This is a genomic window from Flexivirga oryzae, from assembly GCF_014190805.1.
GTDB classification, from domain to species: domain Bacteria; phylum Actinomycetota; class Actinomycetes; order Actinomycetales; family Dermatophilaceae; genus Flexivirga; species Flexivirga oryzae.
In genome coordinates, this window is the sequence record NZ_JACHVQ010000003.1 from 15,870 (window position 1) to 37,554 (window position 21,685).

Below are 21,685 nucleotides of genomic sequence, written 5' to 3' on the forward strand. Positions count from 1 at the left end.
ACATCAAGCTCCGATTCGGCGAGACGACAAAACAACCCGCCTTGCCGTTTCATGCGTCCATCGCCTGCTTGCCATTCGCGCCGACAACTACACGCAAAATATTGCTCATCCAGCGAACATAGAGTCGGTCACCGCACAACTGTGGCAGGACGGCGCTGAGCCGACTTCGATCGGTTTCAAGCGGGCCAGATCCGTTCGAGGAGCTGAGTCAGCGGTCCGGTTGGGTGGACGTACCGGAAAATGGTGTCTGAGGCAACAGCCAATTCGGCGACCCCGATCAACCCGTCGATCAGCACGCGATGCGCGAGATCGGTCCCTCGGTCGGACGCTTGACGGATCTCGGCTGTCCACCGCTCCTTAGCGTCCTGAACAATCGACTCTCTCTCCTCGGGAGAGAGTTGCTCCGAATCGAAATCGGACAAGTCATTCAGATCAATGCGTCCAATGCGTTGTTGAATCCCGACCCGGGCGATCAGATCCACATCCGTCAGACTGATCGCGACGCGCGACGCTGGATCCGCTAGGAGCGGATCAATATCCGCCAGCGTCCACCGAATCCGCCGCCGTGATGCCACGCGTACCACTCGCCAGGGAGCCGCGCGAGCGATCCGGGTCTCGTCCCGAACCGACGTCGAATCCAAATGCGCTCGCAGTCTTGCGAGCGGCACGTCATCCGTCGCATTGGAAGTTCCGATCCTTGTGCGGTGGTTCCACATCGGCCGGGCGGAGCGAAAGTCGGCAGGCATACCCAGCACCCGACGCAGTTTTATCTCCTCGCACCGGGATTGCCGCTCGGCATCCGATTGCGCATCAACCAGTGCCACGTACCACCTGCGGTGGGCGCGGTCGAGCAGATCGTCCAACTCGTCGAGCGCAATCGCTATCTCGATTTGTCGGTCGGCAAGGCTGGCCGAGGCGAGCATCGCTTCGTTCCTGCGCCACGATTGGTGGCCGATGGCACGCGCGCCGCGTAACCGGCTGAATGAGAACGTCAACACCGCCACGCCAGCCGCGATAACGGGTACCGCGGACAAACTCAGCCAGTTCTCGTGATCTGTTAGAAGGCGCCGGATCCAGCCGTCCAGGCTGTCTGCACCAGGAGCTCCCATGGCCCACCAAGTCGCCGCGAGCGTGAGGACTCCCCACAGCGACGTCAGCAGGTACTTCACGACCAAGACCGGCCAGCGCAGCGCGCCTAACAAACGAAACAGTAGCCGGGCACGGCGAGAACCTGGCCCACTCTTGGTGAATGGCGACGGGCTGCCCGCAGGAGTCGGCGACGTACCCACCCCGGAACGGGATTGGGCCGCGCTTGCCCACCGGTCGAATTTCACATAATTCGCGACCAAGCGTTCCGTGGCCTCCAGATCCAAGCCTCGGGTCGCCCGACGAATCGCCCGTTTGGCCCGGCGCCGCAGGCCGAGACAGAGGTAGTACAGCAGGAATCCCAGAACACTCAGGCCGACTGTGGTCACCACGCTGCCGACGAACCACGTCCATACCGGGACGAGCTCCTCCGGCACCCCTGTCCGACCCCGATACGCCAGACGGTATCCGGTTGTGACGACATCACAGCTAGCCTGCAGGAACTGCGATACCCCGTAACCCTGAGACACGCAAATAGCATGCCCGTTAGCACCGACACCGACGGTCATTTGCCCGCGGAGCTTGGATTCAAACGGCGCTAGAGCCGAGCGCCGGGAAAGGTCACGCCACTCACCGCGTCGTCGAGGAACGTCACCCTTTGACGCTCACGTTCGACTACCCGGAGAGCACGAAATGCCCGGAAATCGGCGGAATCCGAATCTTCGGGTGGTCGACGAAGTGTTCAAGTCCCCTCCGGTGCTGGTGATGACGTGCGCGCATTCGCGGTTCATGCTCGTGAGGATGAACCCGACTCGGCACACGCAGGATCTGCTGCTGGGCGTGTGGGACCTAGGGCCTGTTACGAAAGTCGTCGGAGCCAGTGATCGATGACGGTGACGCGGACGGTGGCGGCGTAGCGGACGGCGAGTTTGTCGTATCGAGTGGCGAATGCCCGATGGTGCTTGAGGATGTTGATGCCGCACTCGACGGCGTGGCGGTCTTTGTACTTGGCCTTGTCGAATGCCGGTGGTCTGCCGCCGCGGGCTCCTTTGCGGCGCCGGTGGCCGGCTTGATCACCGGGCACCGGGATGGTGGCTCGGATGTGATGGCTGGTCAGCCAGGACCGGTTGGCACGGGAGGAGTACGCCTTGTCGGCCAGTACCCAGTCGGGGCGGGTCCGCGGGCGCCCGCACCCGGGCCGGGGTACCCGGATCTGGTTCAGCACGGTGATCATCTGCGGACTGTCCCCGTGTTGGCCGGGAGTCAGCACGAACGCCATCACGCCACGATGCCGATCGATCGCCACGTGCGTCTTGGTCGACCAGCCTCCCCGGGACGTGCCCAAACAGTGGTGATCCGGTTCTCCCGCAACACGTTGCGGGCTGTCTCGGCGGGCGCCGGCGGCATGCACGTGCGCCCGAGCAGTGGTGGAGTCCACACTGACCTGCCAGGACAGCTTGTTGGCCTGCTCGGCTTGCTGCAACAGCGCGGTCTCGATGCGTTCCCACACGCCCAGCAGTTGCCAGCACGCGAACAGTGCGTAGACCCGCCACCACGGCCCGTACGAATCGGGCACGTCTCGCCAGGGACAGCCGACCCGAGTTCGGTACCGAACGCCGTCCACCAGTGCTCGCAGCGGATACGCGCGTGGGCGACCTCGACGGGGCGCTGCCGGTAACAGCGGCTGCAGCACCTGCCACTGCGCATTGGTCAGGTCATGACGTGCTGTCGCGCTTATGGTGGACACGAGGCCTCCCGCAGTGACGGATTTGCTTTGACACCAACTGCGTTACTCGGGAGGCCTCACCTCATGTGTGAGGACACGCCGACACCACACCAACCACTTTCGTAACAGGCCCTAGCTGTCACAACTGGGTGCGGTGCCACGGCGGCTGGTCTGGGACAACGAGTCCGGCATCGGCCGCGGGAAGCGCGACGCCGACGGGGTCGCCGCGTTCGCCGGCACCCTTCGCCACCACGGTGCAACGACTCAAGCCCTACGACCCTGAATCCAAGGGGGTCGTGGAACGCCGGAACGGGTACTTCGAAACGTCGTTCCTGCCCGGTCACACGTTCAGCTCACCAGCGGACTTCAACACCCACCTGTCCGACTGGCTCACGACGGCGAACGCGCGGGTCGTGCGCACGACCCGGGCCAAGCCGGCCGACCTGTTGTCCGCGGACAAGGCTGCGATGCTGGCGTTGCCGCCGGTGCCACCCACGGTGGGGTGGGCGAACAGGATCCGCCTCGGGCGGGACTACTACGTGCGCATCGAACACGTCCCCGCTCCACCGGCGCGCGAAGTACTTGAACTCATCGGATTCTGCGCCGCCGATCCGATACACAGAAGGTCGAGGTACTCCCTTCTCCCTGACGCACCCTCGACCACCGGAACCTCAAGTCTGCATCGGATGGCTGGATCAATCGCCACCACAGCCTGCGCAAAGGCAAATTGGAAGTCGGCCTCGCTGTGGAAGACGGGTCGCTGTCTGACAAGGCAATGCATAACCTCGGACAGCTCAACCGTCCCGGCGATCTTGGGCATGGCAGATTCTCACATGACCCGGAGCGCGCACGCAGGGCCCGCGTCATACCGCCGCAAGTGATCCGGAACGCGACGGAGTGCGTGATTGAGCCGGGCTATCCGCGGAACGGCACAGCCCACATCCCAATCATGCTGTCCCACATGCCATTTCAACAACCATATGGTCCGAGCGCGTCCATGTAACTTTTCGGCTGGCCGATGTTCGGACGTGATGAAGCAGCCGCGCCCTTGTTGATGAGGACTCTATGCGCATCGTTAGTCGTCTCCGCGTCGTTGAAACCAACCTCCGTGCGACCTGAGCGCACATCGCGCCGGAAGCGCCGCACTGTTTACGCCCCGAGCTTTACAGATAACTGCCGAAAGAGGCAGTATTCTGTTATGGCGATCCAGGGCGACTTCCTGACGACCCACGAGGTATCCGACCTCCTGGGTGTAGCACCGCGCCAGGTCCGCGCCCTGGCCGAGACGGGGTACATCGCCCGTGTCGCCCGCGGAGTCTTCGACCGGACGTCGGTAGAGCGTTACCGCGTCGGGCATGGCTCGGGCCGGACCCGCACCTGGGCCGAGCACACCGCATGGGGAGCCGTCGCAATGCTTTCGGGTGCGACCCCGCTACATCTCGGAGACGTCCAGACCTACCGGCTGCGCGCTACCCTGCGCGAGATCACCGATCCGCATGAACTGGCCATCAGGTTGCGCGACCGCGCGAGAGTCACCACCTGGTCCGGCCACCGCTCAGTCATCACGCGCGTCCGCAAGGAGTTGATCGCGCCCGACCGCCGACGTCTCGGGCTCGTCGACAACGACACGATCGTCGACGGCTACCTCGAGGCCGACCGTATCGCGGACCTCGTGCGCCGGCATCGGTTACGCGAGGACACCAACGGCGTCGTAACCCTGCGCGACACCACCATGGACATCCACTTCATCAGATATTTGGCAACCCTCAACGAAACACTCGCCGCAGTCGACGCAGTCACCTCACTCGACCCTCGCGAACGCGGCGTGGGCGAGCAGGTCCTAGTCCGCCGGTTGGAGTCGTTCCGCGAGAATGTCAGCCCGTAAGCACCCGCGCATCCAGCGCCCCGTCATCGACATCGCCGCCGCCACAGGCGGCTGGCCGGACCCGTGGCCAAACGTCGCCGAGATCGCCGGGGTCCTCCCGGCCGACAAGTGGACCCTGGTCGGCGGCCTGATGACCCAATTGCACTCCATCCACCACGGCCTGGGCGTGGTGCGCCCGACCAACGATGTCGACATCGTGCTGCACGTCGAGACATCCCGCGGCGTCGCCGGCCAAACCCAGAGGGCGCTGCACTCTCTTGGGTACGACCTGCGCCCGGCTGTTGATCCGCGCCACAACACCGCACACCGCTTCTACCGCGGCACGAGCAAGATCGACGTGGTCACCGACCACCCCGCCGAGGAACCGCAGGAGGTAGTCGATGTCTTGGTCGCCGACCACCACGCCCCGAAGGTCACCCAACGGCTCGCCGGACGCGCGATGGTCCGCATCGAGGGCGGCACACAGGCGCTACGACGCACTATCAATGCACGGTTGCAGATCGTGCCCGGAACCATCACCACGATCTCGGTGCCCGGCGCGTTCGGCGCACTCATCCTCAAAGCCGCCGCCTACAAGACCGACTCCCGCGACCCCGACCGCCACTTGCGCGATGCCGTGGCCCTACTCGCCTGCATCGACGACCCGTTCGCCGAACGTGACGGCTTCACCGGCTCCGACCGATCCCGACTCCAAACGCTGCGCACACGCCTGCCACCCGACCACATCTCGTGGACCGTCCTGAACGGTCAACAACGCACCGACGCCGAAACAGCACTACAGATCCTCACCGACGAAGACTGACCCGGACCGCCACGCCAGTAGCGGCCCGTCGTCGCGATCGAGAACGCCGCGGGTCACCAGGGTCATAGGTCCCCTGCTCCCCCTGCCCATCGGGTTCTCCTGACAGGCGAGAACACGTTCCCGTCGCCGCCGTGGGCATCTGATGAGGCCCGCAGGAGCCGTCCCGTCGCTCATCGTGCACCGTTGTGCCTGCTCACGCAGCAATCGATGAACCGCGATGAGACTTGGCGCGTTGGCGGGTGTGTGCGGAGCGTCATACCGCCGCGAGTCAGCACTGCCCGAACTATGCGACGAATTCGACCAGCGAGCGCTGGTGGGAGTGCAGCGGCTGACCGACTTGAACTTTGCCCAGACCTTGTAGGGTCTACACTGTGGTGATGTGGGCGGTGGACATCGAGGTGGCTCACGGCCCTGGACGCCGGTTCACGAGAGCAGGTCGTGGCTGCTATCGAGTTGTTGCAGGAGCACGGCCCGCACCTGGGCCGGCCCCTGGTGGACACGGTGACCGCATCGCGTCATCGGAACATGAAGGAGTTGCGACCGGGCTCTGCGGGCAGATCGCAGCTGCGGATCATGTTCGCTTTCGATCCGCGACGCAAGGCGATCCTGCTCGTTGCGGGTGACAAATCGGGGAACTGGACACGCTGGTACAAGAAGAACATTCCAATAGCTGACGATCTATTCGACCAGCACCTGCAGACCTTGAAAGGAGAGCGAGAGCGATGAACATGACTCTGAGGGAGTTTCTGGCTGACAACCCGGTCGACCGCGACCGGGTCGAGGCGCACAAGAAGCGGATGCTCGCCGAAGTGCGCGCTTATCGCTTGCGTGAGCTGCGCGAAGCCGCCGGTCTCACCCAGGCCCAGCTGGCCGAGCGCATCGGAGTCGGGCAACGGCAGGTCTCCAAAATTGAAAACGGTGACCTCGACAGCGCGAAGATCGGCACGATCCGCAGCTACCTCGAAGCTGTCGGTGGCGGCATGGCAATCGAATTCGTGATCGGTGACGAGCGAGTCCAGGTCGCCTGAGCTCTCGATTTCAAACGAGCCCTCCACGAAGCACGTCATTCCGCCGCAAGTGATCCGGAACGCGACGGAGTGCGTCATTGCGCCGGGCTAGGCGCGGAACGGCGCAGCACACATCCCGATCACGCTGTCCCACATGCCATTTCAACGAGAAGATGGTCGGAGCGCGTCCATACAACTTTTCGGCTGTGCTGTATCTCGGCCGCGTCGTGCGTGGCCTGGATGGTCTCGCTGAGCTGGGCGAGGCAGGCGTCCTGAAGGTCAAGGCTCCTGGCGTTGAGCACCCCGGCCGCGCCCACCCGCCTCGCGCCCTCACCGCAACGCAAAGTCCGACGATCGGGCCGACAGGATGCGCCTGCGCAGCTTGTTCCGAGCCGCCAGGGTGAGCATCACGAAGTCGAGGGCCAGGACCACGAAGAGCAGCGCTCCGGTGAACAGATCGGTGACGTACGACTGCGCACCTTCGGCGGCTGCACCGGCGGTGAGCACCGAGAGCACGAGCACGCCGAAGAACACGTACGCGGTGTCAACCTTGCCACCGTACAAGCTGATCCCGCCGATCAGGCAGGTCGCGACCGACGTGAGCAACAACGAACTGAACGCTGTCGGGTCGGCGGAGCCGCCCTTCATGTCGCTGACTGCGCCCGCGAGCGCGGGACAGCGGGAGCACCGTGATGGAGTTGGGTGAGAAGATCCCCCAGGTTGTCCACGAACAACACGGACACCCCGCGCCGGCCAAGCGCTCGGCCGAACCCGGACAGGAAGGAGGAACTCCTTCACGCCGTCCAGTACGTTCAAGTCGACGAGGCACCGAATCCCGGGGCGTCCCCGGATCGATCGTCCCGTCATACCGGCACCGAGGTCGCCAGGAGCTCGGCATCTCCAGGGCGACCCTCTACCGCAAGCTCGCCACCTTCGGCCTCAGCACGTGACTCCGCTCCGCGAGGGACTGTCCAGCACAGCGAACAACAGACCCCCGGCCATGGCCACGTTCTTGAGGAATTGGACGCCCTGCAGCTTGCGAGCGGTCGGATCTTCGACAGCCCAAAAGGCATGCCCTGCAACGGTTGTGGGGATGAGCGAGCACAGCAGCACAGCCGCAGCCGGCCGGCGGAGAACGCCGGCGGCCAACGCGGCACCTGCGGCCGCCTGTGCAGCCCCGTTCAGGCGAACGACCACCGTGTTGTCCTGGGGCAGCGGTGCGCCGAAAGAGCGCAGCGTGTCCAGCAGCGGTGCCGCTTGCGCTACCCGAGCGCCGGGCTCACGCGCTGCGTCCGCCCCCAGGATGGCGTAGGTGGTACCGGTCATCAGTCGCGCGAGCACTCGAAGCGATCTCATCGGTGCCGCCTCCTATCGCCCGAGCACGGACAGCGCAGCATCGACGATGGAGGCCGTGTCGATGCGGTGCATCCGGTACGCGTCGTCAACGCCCGAGGACTGGCCGAAGTCGGTGACGCCGAGGCACCGTATGCGGTCGCCCCGCGCACCCGCCAGGAACGAGAGAGTGTGCGGGTGCCCGTCGTGCACCGTGATCAGCGGCGCCGGGCTCGCCGCGGGGAACAGGTCGTCGATGATGTTGCCGCCCGTGCCCGCGGCCCGGTGGCCGCGCTGCTGCATCGAACGGAAGACCAGATCGGCACTGGTCAGGCACACGACGCCCGCGTTGATTCCCTGCTCCCGCAACGTGTTCGCGGCCGCGATCACCTCGGGAACGATCGCGCCGGTGCCGACCAGTGTGACCTGCTCATCGACCGGGTCGTGGGTGGCGGGCAGCCGGTAGCCGCCGGCGACAGCCTGCCGGCGCCGGTGCTCCAGCAGGTGCGGGTCGTCGGGCAGTTGCGCGAGCGCCGGGTCGATGGGCCGTGTGGACAGCCGGAAGTATGACGAACAGCCGCCCGGCACCCCGACCTTGCCCATGGCGTGCAGGAAGCACCACTCCAGATCCTGCGCGAACGCCGGCTCCCAGGCGATGCAGTTCGGTTGTTCCAGGCCGATGGACGGTGTGGTGATCGACTGGTGTGCACCGCCTTCCGGCGCCAGGGTCACCCCGGAGGGCGTGCCGACCAGGATCGACTGGCCGCCGGCATACATGCCGTATGACCACGGCTCCAAGGCACGGGACACGAACGGGTCGTAGATGGTGGCGATCGGGATCAGTCGCTCGCCCCACCGTGACCAGGTCGCGCCGAGTTCACCGAGCAGTGAGACCAGGTTGACCTCGGCGATGCCCAGCTCGATGTGCCGTCCGTTGCTGACCTCGGACCAGCGCAGCACGCGCTCGGCGTCGTCGGCGAACCAGTCGCGCCGGTCGTCGACCGACCAGACACCGGTCTTGTTGATCCAGCCGCCGAGGTTGGTCGACGAGGCCACGTCCGGGCTGCAGGTGACGACCCGCGCGGCGGTCTCCGGGGCGTCCCGGGTGAGATCGGCCAGCAGCCGACCGAGGCCGGCCTGGGTCGAGATGGCCTTGCGGTGCCCGTGGCCGAGCGATGTCGGGACATCGACCTGCGCGGGGGCGCCGACCGGTGCGCGGCGCAGCTCCGCGCCGCGATCCGCACAGAGGCGTCCCGGAGCAGTGCCGGGATCGAAGCGCTGCCAGGGGTTTTCGCGTGTCATACCCGAGTCGGCCGCGAGCGCGTCCATCTGATCGGCCGTCAGCAGCGCCGAGTGGTTGTTGGGATGACCCTCGGTCGGCAGGCCACGACCCTTGACCGTGTATGCGAAGACCGCCGTGGGCCGGTGGCTGTCGATGGTGCCGAAGGTGTCGACCAGCAACCCCAGGTCGTGACCGCCGAGATCCCGCACCGCTGTTGCGAGTTCGGTGGTGGTGAGGGACGCCAGCAATGCGCGCAGTTGCTCGTCCTCGGAGCCGGCGAGGATGCGCTCAGCGGTCTGTGACGCGTCCGCGCGCAACATCCGCTGGTACTCCTCGTTGGGCATCGACTCCAGCCGCTGCCGCAACTGCTGGCCACCAGGGCGCTGGAAGAGCTCGCTGATCAGCCGGCCCCATTTGAGGGTGACGACCTGCCAGCCGGCCGCTGCGAACATGCCCTGCAGCTTCCCTATCTGTATGTCGGGCACGACGCGGTCCAGCGACTGCCTGTTCAGGTCGATGACCCAGAGCAGCTCGCCGAGCTTGGCGATCGCCGGGTCGGCCACCGCCTCCCAGATGGCGCCCTCGTCCAGCTCCGCGTCGCCGACCAGGCTGATGAACCGTCCGGCGGAAGGGGTGGACGCGAACTGGGAGGCCAGGTATCGGTGCGCCATCGCGGCCCACACCGGCGCGGTCGCGCCGATGCCGACCGACCCCGTGGAGAAGTCGACGGTGTCGGGATCCTTCAGCCGGGAGGGGTAGGACTGCAACCCACCCCTGGCGCGCAGTGTCGGCAGATACTCCTCGCCGAGGTCACCGAGCAGGTAGTTGATCGCGTGCAGCACCGGCGAGGCGTGCGGTTTGACCGAGACCCGGTCCTCGACGGCGAGTTCGGCGAACCACAACGCGACCATGATCTCGACGATGGATGCGCTGGACGCCTGGTGCCCGCCGACCTTGACCCCGGTGTCGTTCGGGCGTCCGGCGTTGGCCGCGTCGATGATCGCCGCTGACAGCCACCGCACCCGGGTCGCTATCTGCTGCAGCACCGGCAGGTCGGCTCCGCTCTGCGGGACGGTCGGGTGTGCCGTCGTGGCGGTCATCGCGCACCGCCCGTCGGCTGTGCCGCGAGCTGTTCGTATGCCGTACGCACGACCGGCACCAGCGCCAGCGACGCCTCGGTGTCCAGGGCGTCCGGTGCCAGTTGGAGCAGCTTGCCGCCGCGCAACTGCGGCGGGACATCCGACCCACGCGCGGCCATCACGGCGTGGAAATGACCGTAGTTCTCGCCGAAGTGCAACAGATACACCGCCGGCGCACCGGTCGCCTCCCGCATCGCGGCGCTCAGGTCACGGGCGCGCTGACCGAACGCGGCCAGCTCGGCAGGCTCCAGTGCAGTGATCTGCTCGGCATGTCGGCGAGCGCGCAGGAAGAACCAGCCCGGCACGTCATACCCGGCAACCGTCTCGGCCGCCCAGAGCTCGTCCCGGAAGACGCGCGCAGACTCGGGCGCGTCCTCCAGCGAGCAGATCAGGCAGGGGCGATCGTCAGTGTTCGTTTTCATGGATCTCTTCCGTGTCTCGTGACGTGGGGCGAGGAGGGTCAGATCAGCGGAGTGATCTGGTCGTCGCGGCCCAGGAGGGCCTTGCCGTACACCTCGTAGTTGACGGCGGGCAGCGTGACGGCGTGGCGAGCTGCCACGGCGGAGTCGCGCCAGATCCGCTGCAGCGGGTTGACCTCGGCGAAGCTGCCGGCACCGTGCGCGAACAGCAGGATGTCGATGGCGCGGGTGACGTTGTCGAGCACCCAGGCGGTGTCGGCACGGACCCGGCTGCGCTCGAGGACATCGGGGTAGGTGCCGGCTGCGGCCGCCCGGTCGATGATGTCGGCGGCGCGGTAGGCGTGCAGGTGTGCTGTGTCGATGCGTTGCGCGGCCTCGGCGATCTGCAGCTGGAAGGCCACGGAGTCGGCCTGTGCGGTGTAGAAGGTGTAGGAGATCGCCTTGGTGGCTGCCTTCTGGGTCACGATCTCCAGCGCCTTGCGACCCATGCCCAGCTGCGGTCCGGCCAGCACCAGCGACAGCAGCGGCACGAACGCCGACCGATAGAGCGTCTCGTCGGTGTGCTCCGTGGGGTAGTTGCCGTCGATGGCGGCCGGCACCGAGACGAGCCGGTGCCCCGGCACGAACACGTCCTCCGCGATCAGGCAGTTGCTGCCCGATGACTTCATCCCGGCGACGAACCAGGTCTCCTGGAAGTCGAGGTCCGAGCGGGGGATCAGCGCGAGCGCCTGGTCGACCGGTTCGCCCTTCTCGTCCACGACCGGGATCCCCAGCACGGCCCAGTCGGCGTGCCAGGACCCGGAGTTGTAGAACCAGCGACCGGTGACCCGGTAACCGCCGTCGACCTTGACGGACTCTGCTGTCGGGGAGAGGACACCGGAGACCTTGGCGTCGGGGTTGTCACCCCAGACGTCGTCCTGTGCCCGCTCGGGGAACACGCCGGTCATCCAGGCGCACACGTTGCACAAGGTGACGACCCACGCCGTGCCGCCGTCGGCTTCGGCCACCGCCGAGGAGACGTCGAGCATGGTGCGCATCGAGCTTTCGTAGCCGCCGTACCGTTTCGGGGTGGCGACCTTGAAGACTCCCGCGTCGGTGAGCGCGGCGATGCTCTCCTCGACGACGCGGCGGTTCTGTTCACCCTCCGCGGAGTGACCCGCGATCAACGGCTGGAGCTCCCGGATGCGGGCGACGAGCTCTTCGGAGGTGGGAACGGTGGTGCTGGGGTTGGCAGGGGTTGCGATGGACATCTGGATACTCCTCAGGGGGTTGGGCTTGTGTCAGGAAGCGCAGGCGGCGATCTGGTCCACGATCAACGCGCGTGGTCGCTCGTTGAAGCGGGAGTGGGTGCCGAAGGTGCGGTGCACGTAGATCAGGGGTGCGGTCTCGATGCGCGATGTGGCGACGACCAGTCCGAACAGCAGGGTGTGGTCACCGGCCTCCACGGCCCGGTCGAGATCGCATTCGACCCACCCGGCCGCGCCGTCGAGGCGGGGCAGACCATGCTCGAAATGCCAACGGACACCGGCGAATCGGTCCTCGCTACGGCTGGCGAACGTCGTTGCGATGTCTTGCTGGCCGTTGCTGAGGAGGTTCACTCCGAACCGGTTGCTGCTGAGGATCCGGGCCAGCATCGACGAGTTGTTGTCGAAGGCCACCGACACCAGCGGCGGATCCAGTGACAACGACGCGAAGGAGCTGACGGTCGCCCCATGTGGCCCCTCCGGCGTGGTCGTGGTCACGACCGTGACGGGCGCGCACACGGCGGCCATCAGGTCCCGGAATCGGTCGGCTTGGACGCCTGGGCGCGTCACGGCCTCACTCGTGTCGGACATCTCACTGGCTTCCCATCAGGACGCCCATCGGGTTGGGCAGGTCGGCCTGTAGCGCCCAGGCCCGGTTGATGAGTTCGTCGACGGAGGCGCCGGCGCGTCGGGCGTCGGCCATGGCCTGCGGGTCGAAGGCGGGTCCGACCGAGTCCCCTGCGTATTCAGGGCCGTTCATGTATGCCGTCGCGTCGTCCGGCTGCTCGAAGTTGTCGATCTGCAGCTCGGCGAAGTTGCCGTCCGGGTCCTGGTAGTACATCGACGTGGTCACGCCGTGTGCGATGCACACCGCGGGCTCGATGCCACGATCGCGCAGCATCTGGAACCGGTCGAGCAGGTCGTCCAGGTCGTCGAAGGTGTATGCGGTGTGGTGCATCGCGGCCGTCGCCGGCGTCTTGCGCTCCAGCTTCTCCCCCGGCGGGTGGATCAGCGCGACGCGGTGGTGCTCCTCGTCGAAGGTGATGAAGCTCAGCGCGTCGTCGGAGTAGACGACATGACCGTCCAGGACCGTGCAGTACCAGTCGGTCATCTCCTTGGCTTGCGCGGTGTGGAAGACCACGTGGGCGAACTTGGGCTTGGACATTCGGTGCTCCTTGTCGGGATGGGTCAGTTGTTGTCGGAAGCGGTGAACGTGGTGCGGATCTCGCCGATGCCCTCGGCATACGTGCGCAGCTCCTGGCCGGGCCGGAGGAGAACCTTCGGATCCCGGGCCCAGCCGATGCCGGCCGGGGTGCCGGTGAAGATGAGGTCGCCGGGCAGCAGCGGGACGATGGCGGAGATCGACTCGATCAGCGCCGGGATGGTGAAGATCAGGTTGCGGGTATGTCCCTGTTGCATGCGCTGACCGGCCAGGCTGCAGCCCAGCTCGACGTCGTCGCGGTCGGCGAACTCGTCGGGGGTGACGAGCACCGGCCCGATCGGGGAGAACCCCGGGTAGGACTTGCCGAGGTTGAATTGCGGTGTCGGCCCGCGGAACTGGACGACGCGCTCGGAGATGTCCTGCCCGACGGTCAGCCCGGCGACATACTGCCAGCCGTCCGCGCGGGACACCCGGTGCGCTCGTGCCCCGATGACCACGACCAACTCGGCCTCGAAATCGACGTTGGCAGAAGGAAGCTCGACACTCGCGTAGGGGCCGGCCACCGAGGTCGGGAACTTGGTGAAGACGAGCGGATCGGATTCCGGGGTGGCCATGTCGGCCTCGGCGGCGTGGTCGCGGTAGTTGAGCCCGATGGCGAACACCTGCCGCGGCAGCGGCACCGGCGCGCCGAGCTGGGCCTCGTCGAACGGGCGGGCGTGCTCGGCGAGCACTTCGGTGTTCTCCGCTGCCCAGCCGCGCACCTCGTCCCAGTGGTCGAGGACGTCCAGCGGCGCCGGGCCGAACTTGCCGTCGCTGGCCGTTGCCAGGTCGCTCGCCGTGTCGCCGGTGATCAGCGCGACCCGGTCGGACAGGGTTCCCATGCGCACGAGCTGCCGCCCTTCGTCATACGACCACCTTGTGTGATCGTGCTCACACGCTAGCATTGATATGTGATAACAGCAACCCCCGTAGAGGTGTGCGTTATCATTGATAGCGAGATTCCACTGATTGGGGACGTGTGATGACGCTGGCCACCGAAGACGACCCCGGCCTCCGGCGCATCGACGCCCGCTCCGTCGCCGATCAGGTGACCGACGAGATCCGCCGCTCGATCCTGTCCGGGGCACTGGCCCCCGGGGAGAGCCTGTCGTTGCGCAAACTCGCCGACCGACTGGGCGTGAGCATCATTCCGGTGCGGGACGCGATCAAGAATCTGCACAACGAAGGACTCATCGTCAACCCGCCGAGCCGCAGTGCCACCGTCGCACCGCTCGACTCCGAGGAATTCGCCGCCATCTACCGCCTCCGCCGCCTACTGGAGCCCGAGCTGGCCCGGCGGGCAGTGACCGGACTGTCGGACGCCGAACTCGACCGGTTGCACGACGTCGCCGCCGATCTGGGCCGACCCGAGCGCAGCATGGACGACATCTACGACGACCACCGCGCCTTCCACCTGGCGCTGCTGGCCCCGGCCGCGTCCAGTTGGGACGCGCGGATCCTGATGCAACTCTGGCGCGCCGGCGAACGCTACATCCGCATCGCCTTCGGCCTGCTCGACCCCGACCCCCACGAACACGACCGCCGCCGCGAGGCCCACCAACTCCTCGTCAAGAAATTCCGCACCCGCGACCCCGAGACCGCCGCCACCGCCCTCGACATACACCTCGAGCACAACGAAACCCTCGCCATCCGCGCCCTCGACGGCCGGTGGTGACCACCCCGGCGCAGCACTTCATCCTCCTTCCTGACGACCCGGCGCAGCGATGGGCGCGGCAAGGCGTGTTGCTCTTGAACACGGTTCTCACGACGCGACTCCGCGACCGACCAAAGCTCGACGCGCGGCGAGGCGCAACTTTGCAAAGTTGGCATGATCACATTTGCATAGTTTATTCGATCACGTCTGCTAGGTTGAGGCCATGGTCCTTGACTCGTTGGTGCCCCGACGGGTCAGCGGACTGCTGACGGACCTGGTGACGGTCGAGCCGGTTATCGCGCTCCATGGCCCACGGTCGGTGGGCAAGTCGACGGTGCTGCGCGGGTTCGCTGCCCAGGCAGGTGGATCGGTTCTCGACTTGGACGACATCGAAGTGCGCGAGGCGGTCCTGGGAAATCTGACCGCGGTGGCTGCTGGCCGGGCACCGCTCTGCGTCGACGAATACCAGCGCGTGCCCGACATCCTGGATGTGCTCAAGGCTCGGCTGAACCGTGAGGGCAGCCTTCCTGGAACTGCCGTCATCACCGGCTCGACCCGACAGGACGCACTACCCGCTACCGCGCAGACGCTGACCGGGAGGTTGCACGCGCTGACCATCTGGCCACTGTCCCAGGGGGAGATCGCCGGCGTCCGGGAGGACCTGCTAGGGGCCTTGCGGGCCGACCCCGAAGGCACCGTCAATCAGATCTCCACCTCCGCGACCAGCCGCGCGGACTACGTGGACCGCGTCTGTGCCGGTGGCCTTCCCTTGGCCCTGCGCCGCTCGGGCGCTTCTCGAGGGCGGTGGTTCGACGACTTCGTGCGTGCCTCGGTCGAGCGGGACGCTCTGGAGCTGGGCCGGATCCGTGAGCGGCGGGCCATGACTGATCTGCTCGGCCTGCTTGCCGCGCAGACCGGACAACTGCTCAATGTGTCGGCGGCCGCGGACAGGCTCGGCGTCAGTCGGGCCACGGTCGAGAGCCATCTGCGGCTGCTCGAGGACCTCTTCCTCGTCGTGCGTCTGCCGGCATGGGGCAAGACGTTGCGTTCACGCGTGAGCGTCAAGCCCAAGGTTCACGTTGTCGACTCCGGTCTGGCGGCTCGGCTATTGCGGCTCGCGCCGGAAAAGCTCACCGGGCTGGACCCGGCAGCCCTGGCCGACTTCGGTCACCTGCTCGAGACCTTCGTCGTCGGGGAGATCCGCAAGCAGACCTCCTGGTTGGAGGAGCCCGTCACCCTGGGTCACTGGCGCACCAGCGACGGGGTGGAGGTCGATCTGGTGATCGAGCACGAGGATGGCACTGTCCTCGCCTTCGAGGTCAAAGCCAACGAACGAGCTCCCGGCTCCGACTTCCGCGGCCTTGCCCAGCTCCGCGACGCCCTCGGGCAACGCTTCGCGGGCGGGATCATCCTCACCACCGGCACACGCTCCTACACGTACGCCGACCGCCTCCACGTCATGCCCATCGACCGACTCTGGACCCGTGCCACACCCTGACCCACTCGCCCCGAGGGCACCGACGGACCATGCCACCGCACTTGCACGCAGGCCGCCCAGCCCGGCGGCCCGGTGTCAGCGATTCTGAGACTTCCGACCTGCGTGGACGTCAATTCTGAGACTGCGCCTGAACGACGAAAATGAGACCGGCCACGAACCGCCATACCCAGGCACGTCGCGCAAGGCCGGCGCAACCGGCACCAAGCTGTGGCTCCGGTTCGTAGGCTAAACACATGACCGAGGGCAAACTGATCGATACCGCGTTCGATCTACGAACCGACGCCAACGGCAAGGATCCCGATTTCGCGAGCCCGACCCTCCGCAAGTACCACCAACTCCTATGGAGCAAACCCCTCCCCGGCGGCTCCACCTTCACACTCGACCGCTCGGTACGGGACCACTACCTTCACCACCAATCTCCCCTCGGGGAGTTCTCACTGTCCAGCGACGGCGTGATCGCGACCTTCACCCGGTGGCCTGCAATGGCTTCTATCGTCGGCCAGCTGCCTGACGCGATGAATGCAGAGTTTTTACGCATCAGCTACACAATTGGCGGGTTCATGCTGTGGCCGGGCAACCGCATCGGCGGCAAGTGGACGATCAACCAGGCCCGCGGGTGCACACGGCGCATCTCTGACCGAATGGACCTCACGCTCGAATGCATCCGCCGCCATTACATCGGTGAGACCAGTCCCCTCGCGGCCACGCTCGCCCGCTACTCCGACTTCTTCGACCTGTTCGAAGACTTCCCGGGCTACGTGACCTTCTGGCTCCTCCATGACCTAGTGAACGATGACTGCTCCGCCGTCCGATTCTGGCTGCCCTTCGACGACTTCACCGCACCGCACGTCCCGACAGACGTTGCCAGCTACATCGAATATCGGTGCCAGAGCATCGAATTCGTTGAACGACGCGCCTCGCGGATGCTTCGGTCACTGCCGTCCACTTCTTAGGCCCGTCACTGGTCCCGTGCCAGCATGCCGGCTGTTGGGCTCGGCGCGTGATCACTTCCCGAGGGCAGACGGCGAAGAGTGGTTCGAGATCGGGGCGGTCCAGCCAGGCGTCGTCGTACCAACCGTTGTTGACTGTGGCTGCAGTGTGCAGGAAAAATGTCGCGCCGACGACTCGACCGAGGGGCGCGTCGAACAGTTGCCGCCACGCGGCGTCGCTGACCACCTCTGCCTTAAGGTCGTCGGTGCCATCAATAAGCAATGCGTGAGTACGTGTGACCTCTTTGAAAATTGACTCTTGGTGCGGGAACTGCTCGTAAGCGGCGCGAGTGACGATTGGCAAAACGCTGAGCGCTTCGCGGGGGTCCTCGCCTTCGTAGGTGTTGTTGGCGGCGTTGAAAATCGCGCGCAGGTCGTCTGTGGACAGACTTTCGCGACGGTGCTCATTGCCCAGAGAACCGACTCACGAGCAACAAAGGCACCGGTCCACGGTGCTGCGGTCCTCCAGAATTCTCGAATGTACGGTGGCTCGCCAGCCGCCACGGCAATAGCTGCCAACGCGGGTAGCAATCCTGACGGGCGAACGCGTCGGACGGGACTGCTGCACGTTTTGGTGACAGTTTGTAGTTACGCAGCCTGATTGGCTGGTGTGGTCATGCTGGTCTCGTATTCGATCGGGGTCAATCGGCCGAGGCGGTCTTGGCGGCGGCGTCGGTGGTAGGTGCGTTCGATCCAGGTCACGATCGGGATGCGCAGGTCCTCACGGGTCGCCCAGCGGCGGGTGTTCAGGACGTCCTTTTGCAGTAGGGCGAAGAAGCTTTCCATGGCTGCGTTGTCACCGCAGGCACCGACTCTGCCCATTGATCCGACGAGCTGGTGATGCTTGAGTCGTGTGACGAATTTGCGACTGCGGAATCGGCTCTCGGAGTGGTCAAACTGGGTGGGCTCGGAACGTGTCCGGCCTCAGCGATTTTGAGACTTCCAACCTGGGCGAACGCCGATTCTGAGACTGCCCCTGAACGACGAAAATGAGACTGGCGTCGATCCGTCCTCCGTGCAACCGCCAAGATCGGCCCGTCGGACGCACGGTGGGTGCCTTCGACTACCCGGCAACAGGTCCAGCGTGAACAGTAGTGGACCAATGCCACCCAGATCAGCGCGATGGGATAGCCAGCGGCACGTGCAAAAACTGACTAAACCGAGCACCAGGTGCGAACTGAAACATTCGAACATTCAGCAGATCATCACCAACTGAGTAGACCCCGATTGCGTTCTGCCGCATCTGATTCCAGAGACGATCTACTCTCGCACCGCAGCTACCCCCACCTATCACATGAATCGGCCGTGGAACGACCCATTTTCCTGTTTGCTCGTCGCACCATGATCGAGACGTACTTCCTATGAACGGAATATGTTGATGTCCGTGCAGAATCGCATCAAAACCCGCACGCTGAAGATCCTCGATCAACTGACCCGCATCGAGAGTAAGGCTCACCTTACGCTTCTCGTCAGGATCCTCAACCAGCGGCGTTGGGAGCACGTGGTGATGCAACATGCCGATGCACAGCGGTGGTGTCCCCTCTTCGGCCAGAATCGCCGAGCGCAATTCTCGCGCCTCTTCAAGAAGGGGGCCATAAAGATCTCGTCCGACGTACCCATAATCCATCGTTCCGGAACTGCGTGGCCTCACAGAATTTAATCCGAGGACCAGCATCTCACGCGCACCATCGACGCTAAACCACGAAAGGTGATTCAGTTCTCGATTGCGCCCAGCTTCTCCGTGAACAACGGTCGCAAAGTTTCGAAAGGGAAGCTCGGCAGCATAGCTACGCGTCGTCTTTGTGCTATCAAGTTCAATGTCGTGGTTTCCAGGAACCATCACCATTTGGTCCGGTGACAAGCCCAATCGGTCCAGCAGGCTCTCAAGGAACACCTGAGCATCATTGAATCCATCCCCGTGCGTGGTGATATCGCCGGACACCAGGACTAGGCCAATGGGATCAACCTGCGCAGATTTCAGTCCGTCCACAATGGCTTCGTCCAACGGAGTTTTCTGAGTTGGGACTGTGCGAGAGACGAGGGGGAACGCGTAGTCGGACCCAAAATGCAGGTCCGAAAGGTGCAAAATTACAGGGCTGCGCACAGGTACGGGGTTGCGCTTCACCGTGTCATAGAGCGCCTGTCGCGCCGCCTGAGGTGAATTCTCTGGAACGATAAAGAGCGTTGGTTCGCCCACTGGGACGGCACCGAATCGCCGGTCCCATTCACTATTCGTGATCTGATCGATTGACGTCAACATGAACCAAGCCGGAAATGCCGCGTCTCGGTAATAGGCAGGTGTTCGCGAGGGTTCTGGGCTTTTGAGACGCGAATTACCTGGGCCTACAGCGGTCCTGGTACACGTAGCTACGAATCGAGTGTCGCTCTGTCGATTAATCAGACCAATCTGAATGGGAAGCTGATGAGACAGCGCCTCAATCTCTGGTTCATGACCTTGCTCGGAGTCCTTCTTCCACCATGCCCACCAGACTCCGCTTTGAGATTCAAGGACGGCGCGATGGACACTGATCGTGTCCGCTTCGAAGTCCCTAAATCGTAGAATCATGGTGTTAGGCATCATTAAGCTCCAGGAAATCGGCTAACTCAGGCGCTATATCGTGGGGGCGGTCAGCATTACTTAGATACAAGCCCCCAGAAGCTGCCAGAAAGTGAAGCTGCTGGCGAATTTCAGCTCTATCGACCACCCGGGCAACACGGTTACGTGACGTCCAAATATCAATTTTGCGAAGTCGCGAGTCTCGGGCGCTGACAGAATCAAGGTTGTATTCGGCGACGCCGTCTACCTCCGAAAGAAGTTGGCCATCGATTCGTTCTCGGTCGATATCTCGGCGCAGCTTGATGACTTGGCCGCCAACTAAGAACGTCTCCCATGCGGACTTTTGCAAAGTTCCTAAGGAGCGTGTCGGCTTCCTGCGCTGGGGGGCTGACGACACCGTGAGAACGGCGAGGTCGGCGATACGCCATGGCTGGGTCAGGGTTATGTTCCGGGCCAGCAACGCACGCTCTTCGAAGAGTGGGATGTCGTACTCAACATCCTCACGTATCACCTTGAGGTCGCCAAAGGTTCGCAGATGGGCCACCAAGTTGGCGCGCTCCGCAGCCGCTGTCGGACGTGTGCCCTCTCCAAGAAGTGGCATAAATATCCTTCCGCCGTTTTCCATACACGCCAGTGCGTTCCATACCCACCGCTCCATCGATGGGTGATACCACGGGGGATCAAGTAGAACCGCCCGGAAGGTGCCACTTGGGTGCTCGCGGTCAAGGTCGAGTGAGGATATATTCGACAATTTAATATCAGGAAATCGTTGGGCCAGAAACGGACTCGTGTCAACCAGTTCGTACCTCTCGTGCTTCATCGCGCAAGCCACAGTCGGCGCGCCAAACAGGCAGACCGGGCCGGACCCCAAGCGCTCGGCAAGCGCCGAACTGGTGTCGGCTGTGAAGTACCACTCGGCGTCCAAGGGGTGTAGTTCGGGTCGAAAGACCGGCGACATGTGCGGCTTGCCGGGAGACCGGCGATTGACATCAAGGAGATCTGGATTGTCGTCCGCCAAGTCGAGGGGGTGCCTCCCCCGTGATCGCCGTGCCAGCATGGTGAGCCGCTGGTGGACCAGTAGCTCAGGACAATCGGTCGACTTGTTGCTCACGAACGGTGCCAGCGCGCCACGTGCCAGGGCCCTCCGCGGAGGGCCAACCCGTTAACGTTCGTGGTCAATGACATGTTCACGATGATGTCATTGAGCCTGTGACAAGTCACGCAGCACCAAGGAGCAAACATGTTCGGGCACGGACGTCGACAGGATGTGGGCCTGCTAGGTGGCGGGCTCACGCAAACAACCGGTGACGTCGAGCGAGCGCTCAACGAGTTGCACGGTGCGGTTGTCTCGAAAATCGAGGAGGTCGACCGTTGGTATCTTTCAGATAAGCGACGCAAGCGAGTTGCATCGCGAACGTTGCGCGCCTTCGCGATCTTGCTCACCGCTCTGGGAAGCATCTGGCCGTTGGCCATCTCGGCTTCGTCCACCTCGTCGAGCCCGAGTTGGGGGTACGCCTTCCTCGCGGCAGCGGGTGCGAGCATCGCCTTCGACCGCTTCTTCGGTCTGTCTCTGGCCTGGATGCGAGATCTCGCGGCCCACGAGCAAATCAGAGCACTGCATACCCAATTCGTGTTCGACTGGGCACAGGAGTGTCTGGCGTCGACCGGTCAATCCGACGTAGGGGCACGCCTCTCCATCCTGCGATCAGTCGCAGAGGACTTGGGTTCAATCGTGTCCTCAGAAACTGCGACATGGACTGTTCAGCTTGGAACCCTCGTCGACTCGCTGGAGCGGTCGGTCAGTCCACTGGGCGGGGAGCAACGCGGAGCCGGCGCCGACACTGCTGATCGGTGAGTTGTAGTC

The 21,685-nt window shown here is 64.6% G+C and carries 20 protein-coding genes and 2 pseudogenes; 8 read left to right on the forward strand and 14 right to left on the reverse strand.

Features of this window, described 5'->3' with window-relative positions; all coding sequences use genetic code 11:
• Window positions 1-176: 176 nt before the first annotated feature.
• The 3 genes from FHU39_RS17040 to FHU39_RS24770 all read right to left on the reverse strand — a co-directional run bounded on the left by FHU39_RS17040 (window position 177) and on the right by FHU39_RS24770 (window position 3,080).
• Window positions 177-1,523 (reverse strand): hypothetical protein, encoded by a 1,347-nt coding sequence (locus tag FHU39_RS17040; RefSeq protein WP_183321838.1) that lies wholly within the window; start codon window positions 1,521-1,523, stop codon window positions 177-179.
• A gap of 422 nt (window positions 1,524-1,945) precedes the next feature.
• Complete coding sequence (locus FHU39_RS17045) at window positions 1,946-2,833, reverse strand: IS5 family transposase (RefSeq protein WP_183321702.1); 888 nt, start codon at window positions 2,831-2,833, stop codon at window positions 1,946-1,948.
• 118 nt (window positions 2,834-2,951) lie between these two features.
• On the reverse strand, window positions 2,952-3,080 hold the full coding sequence (locus FHU39_RS24770; protein ID WP_281379780.1) for a hypothetical protein: 129 nt from the start codon (window positions 3,078-3,080) through the stop codon (window positions 2,952-2,954).
• Between the two features lie 930 nt (window positions 3,081-4,010).
• Here FHU39_RS24770 and FHU39_RS17050 point away from each other — a divergent pair.
• The 4 genes and pseudogenes from FHU39_RS17050 to FHU39_RS17065 all read left to right on the forward strand — a co-directional run bounded on the left by FHU39_RS17050 (window position 4,011) and on the right by FHU39_RS17065 (window position 6,527).
• A complete protein-coding gene (locus tag FHU39_RS17050) occupies window positions 4,011-4,697 on the forward strand; it encodes a type IV toxin-antitoxin system AbiEi family antitoxin domain-containing protein (RefSeq protein WP_183321840.1) in 687 nt (228 codons plus the stop codon).
• Entirely contained in the window at window positions 4,684-5,499 is an 816-nt protein-coding gene (locus FHU39_RS17055; RefSeq protein WP_183321842.1) for a hypothetical protein, read from the forward strand. The genes FHU39_RS17050 and FHU39_RS17055 overlap by 14 nt, the downstream gene beginning before the upstream one ends.
• Before the next feature lie 408 nt (window positions 5,500-5,907).
• Window positions 5,908-6,225 (forward strand): annotated as a pseudogene (locus FHU39_RS17060) (type II toxin-antitoxin system RelE/ParE family toxin); the annotation flags it as partial.
• Entirely contained in the window at window positions 6,222-6,527 is a 306-nt protein-coding gene (locus tag FHU39_RS17065) for a helix-turn-helix domain-containing protein (protein WP_183321844.1), read from the forward strand. The pseudogene FHU39_RS17060 and the gene FHU39_RS17065, both read left to right, overlap by 4 nt.
• A 309-nt stretch (window positions 6,528-6,836) precedes the next feature.
• On the opposite strand, the gene FHU39_RS17070 is transcribed toward FHU39_RS17065, so the two are convergent.
• The 8 genes from FHU39_RS17070 to FHU39_RS17105 form a co-directional block, all read right to left on the reverse strand.
• Window positions 6,837-7,154 (reverse strand): ABC transporter permease, encoded by a 318-nt coding sequence (locus FHU39_RS17070; protein WP_183321846.1) that lies wholly within the window; start codon window positions 7,152-7,154, stop codon window positions 6,837-6,839.
• Window positions 7,155-7,445: 291 nt separating this feature from the next.
• Window positions 7,446-7,862: a DoxX family membrane protein gene (locus tag FHU39_RS17075; RefSeq protein ID WP_183321848.1), complete on the reverse strand. Its 417-nt coding sequence runs from the start codon at window positions 7,860-7,862 to the stop codon at window positions 7,446-7,448.
• A gap of 12 nt (window positions 7,863-7,874) precedes the next feature.
• Entirely contained in the window at window positions 7,875-10,220 is a 2,346-nt protein-coding gene (locus FHU39_RS17080) for a transketolase-like TK C-terminal-containing protein (RefSeq protein WP_183321850.1), read from the reverse strand.
• On the reverse strand, window positions 10,217-10,681 hold the full coding sequence (locus FHU39_RS17085; RefSeq protein ID WP_221185650.1) for an HIT family protein: 465 nt from the start codon (window positions 10,679-10,681) through the stop codon (window positions 10,217-10,219). Before FHU39_RS17085 ends, FHU39_RS17080 begins: the two co-directional genes overlap by 4 nt.
• 38 nt (window positions 10,682-10,719) lie before the next feature.
• Window positions 10,720-11,928, reverse strand: a complete 1,209-nt coding sequence (locus FHU39_RS17090; RefSeq protein WP_183321851.1) for an acyl-CoA dehydrogenase family protein — start codon at window positions 11,926-11,928, stop codon at window positions 10,720-10,722.
• Between the two features lie 30 nt (window positions 11,929-11,958).
• A complete protein-coding gene (locus FHU39_RS17095) occupies window positions 11,959-12,492 on the reverse strand; it encodes a flavin reductase family protein (RefSeq protein WP_343065958.1) in 534 nt (177 codons plus the stop codon).
• A 22-nt stretch (window positions 12,493-12,514) separates the two neighbouring features.
• Window positions 12,515-13,087, reverse strand: coding sequence for a VOC family protein (locus FHU39_RS17100; protein WP_183321855.1), 573 nt, complete (start codon window positions 13,085-13,087; stop codon window positions 12,515-12,517).
• A 23-nt stretch (window positions 13,088-13,110) separates the two neighbouring features.
• A complete protein-coding gene (locus FHU39_RS17105) occupies window positions 13,111-13,965 on the reverse strand; it encodes a fumarylacetoacetate hydrolase family protein (RefSeq protein ID WP_221185651.1) in 855 nt (284 codons plus the stop codon).
• Window positions 13,966-14,105: 140 nt separating this feature from the next.
• Between FHU39_RS17105 and FHU39_RS17110 the strand changes: the two genes are divergently transcribed.
• From FHU39_RS17110 to FHU39_RS17120, 3 genes are all read left to right on the forward strand, one after another.
• Entirely contained in the window at window positions 14,106-14,798 is a 693-nt protein-coding gene (locus tag FHU39_RS17110) for a GntR family transcriptional regulator (RefSeq protein ID WP_221185652.1), read from the forward strand.
• 202 nt (window positions 14,799-15,000) lie between these two features.
• On the forward strand, window positions 15,001-16,275 hold the full coding sequence (locus FHU39_RS17115) for an ATP-binding protein (RefSeq protein ID WP_183321859.1): 1,275 nt from the start codon (window positions 15,001-15,003) through the stop codon (window positions 16,273-16,275).
• A gap of 233 nt (window positions 16,276-16,508) precedes the next feature.
• Window positions 16,509-17,228, forward strand: a complete 720-nt coding sequence (locus FHU39_RS17120) for a DUF6994 family protein (protein WP_183321861.1) — start codon at window positions 16,509-16,511, stop codon at window positions 17,226-17,228.
• Between the two features lie 624 nt (window positions 17,229-17,852).
• Here the strand turns inward: FHU39_RS17120 and FHU39_RS17125 are convergent.
• The 3 genes and pseudogenes from FHU39_RS17125 to FHU39_RS17135 all read right to left on the reverse strand — a co-directional run.
• Window positions 17,853-18,155, reverse strand: a pseudogene (locus FHU39_RS17125) (integrase core domain-containing protein); the annotation flags it as partial.
• A 223-nt stretch (window positions 18,156-18,378) separates the two neighbouring features.
• On the reverse strand, window positions 18,379-19,845 hold the full coding sequence (locus FHU39_RS17130) for an anti-phage phosphoesterase (protein ID WP_425484791.1): 1,467 nt from the start codon (window positions 19,843-19,845) through the stop codon (window positions 18,379-18,381).
• Window positions 19,835-20,839, reverse strand: coding sequence for a hypothetical protein (locus FHU39_RS17135; RefSeq protein WP_183321865.1), 1,005 nt, complete (start codon window positions 20,837-20,839; stop codon window positions 19,835-19,837). The genes FHU39_RS17130 and FHU39_RS17135 overlap by 11 nt, the downstream gene beginning before the upstream one ends.
• Before the next feature lie 222 nt (window positions 20,840-21,061).
• On the opposite strand from FHU39_RS17135, the gene FHU39_RS17140 reads away from it, so the two are divergent.
• Window positions 21,062-21,676 carry an SLATT domain-containing protein gene (locus FHU39_RS17140; protein WP_183321867.1) on the forward strand — a complete coding sequence of 205 codons (615 nt, stop codon included), beginning with the start codon at window positions 21,062-21,064 and terminating at the stop codon, window positions 21,674-21,676.
• Window positions 21,677-21,685: the final 9 nt, after the last annotated feature.

Bases quoted from the DNA above. Each gene is read 5' to 3' on its own strand.
- FHU39_RS17050 (WP_183321840.1), top strand. From the start codon at position 4,011: ATGGCGATCCAGGGCGACTTCCTGACGACCCACGAGGTATCCGACCTC.
- FHU39_RS17055 (WP_183321842.1), top strand. From the start codon at position 4,684: ATGTCAGCCCGTAAGCACCCGCGCATCCAGCGCCCCGTCATCGACATC.
- FHU39_RS17065 (WP_183321844.1), top strand. From the start codon at position 6,222: ATGAACATGACTCTGAGGGAGTTTCTGGCTGACAACCCGGTCGACCGC.
- FHU39_RS17070 (WP_183321846.1), bottom strand. From the start codon at position 7,154: ATGAAGGGCGGCTCCGCCGACCCGACAGCGTTCAGTTCGTTGTTGCTC.
- FHU39_RS17075 (WP_183321848.1), bottom strand. From the start codon at position 7,862: ATGAGATCGCTTCGAGTGCTCGCGCGACTGATGACCGGTACCACCTAC.
- FHU39_RS17080 (WP_183321850.1), bottom strand. From the start codon at position 10,220: ATGACCGCCACGACGGCACACCCGACCGTCCCGCAGAGCGGAGCCGAC.
- FHU39_RS17085 (WP_221185650.1), bottom strand. From the start codon at position 10,681: ATGAAAACGAACACTGACGATCGCCCCTGCCTGATCTGCTCGCTGGAG.
- FHU39_RS17090 (WP_183321851.1), bottom strand. From the start codon at position 11,928: ATGTCCATCGCAACCCCTGCCAACCCCAGCACCACCGTTCCCACCTCC.
- FHU39_RS17100 (WP_183321855.1), bottom strand. From the start codon at position 13,087: ATGTCCAAGCCCAAGTTCGCCCACGTGGTCTTCCACACCGCGCAAGCC.
- FHU39_RS17105 (WP_221185651.1), bottom strand. From the start codon at position 13,965: ATGGGAACCCTGTCCGACCGGGTCGCGCTGATCACCGGCGACACGGCG.
- FHU39_RS17110 (WP_221185652.1), top strand. From the start codon at position 14,106: ATGACGCTGGCCACCGAAGACGACCCCGGCCTCCGGCGCATCGACGCC.
- FHU39_RS17115 (WP_183321859.1), top strand. From the start codon at position 15,001: ATGGTCCTTGACTCGTTGGTGCCCCGACGGGTCAGCGGACTGCTGACG.
- FHU39_RS17120 (WP_183321861.1), top strand. From the start codon at position 16,509: ATGACCGAGGGCAAACTGATCGATACCGCGTTCGATCTACGAACCGAC.
- FHU39_RS17130 (WP_425484791.1), bottom strand. From the start codon at position 19,845: ATGATGCCTAACACCATGATTCTACGATTTAGGGACTTCGAAGCGGAC.
- FHU39_RS17140 (WP_183321867.1), top strand. From the start codon at position 21,062: ATGTTCGGGCACGGACGTCGACAGGATGTGGGCCTGCTAGGTGGCGGG.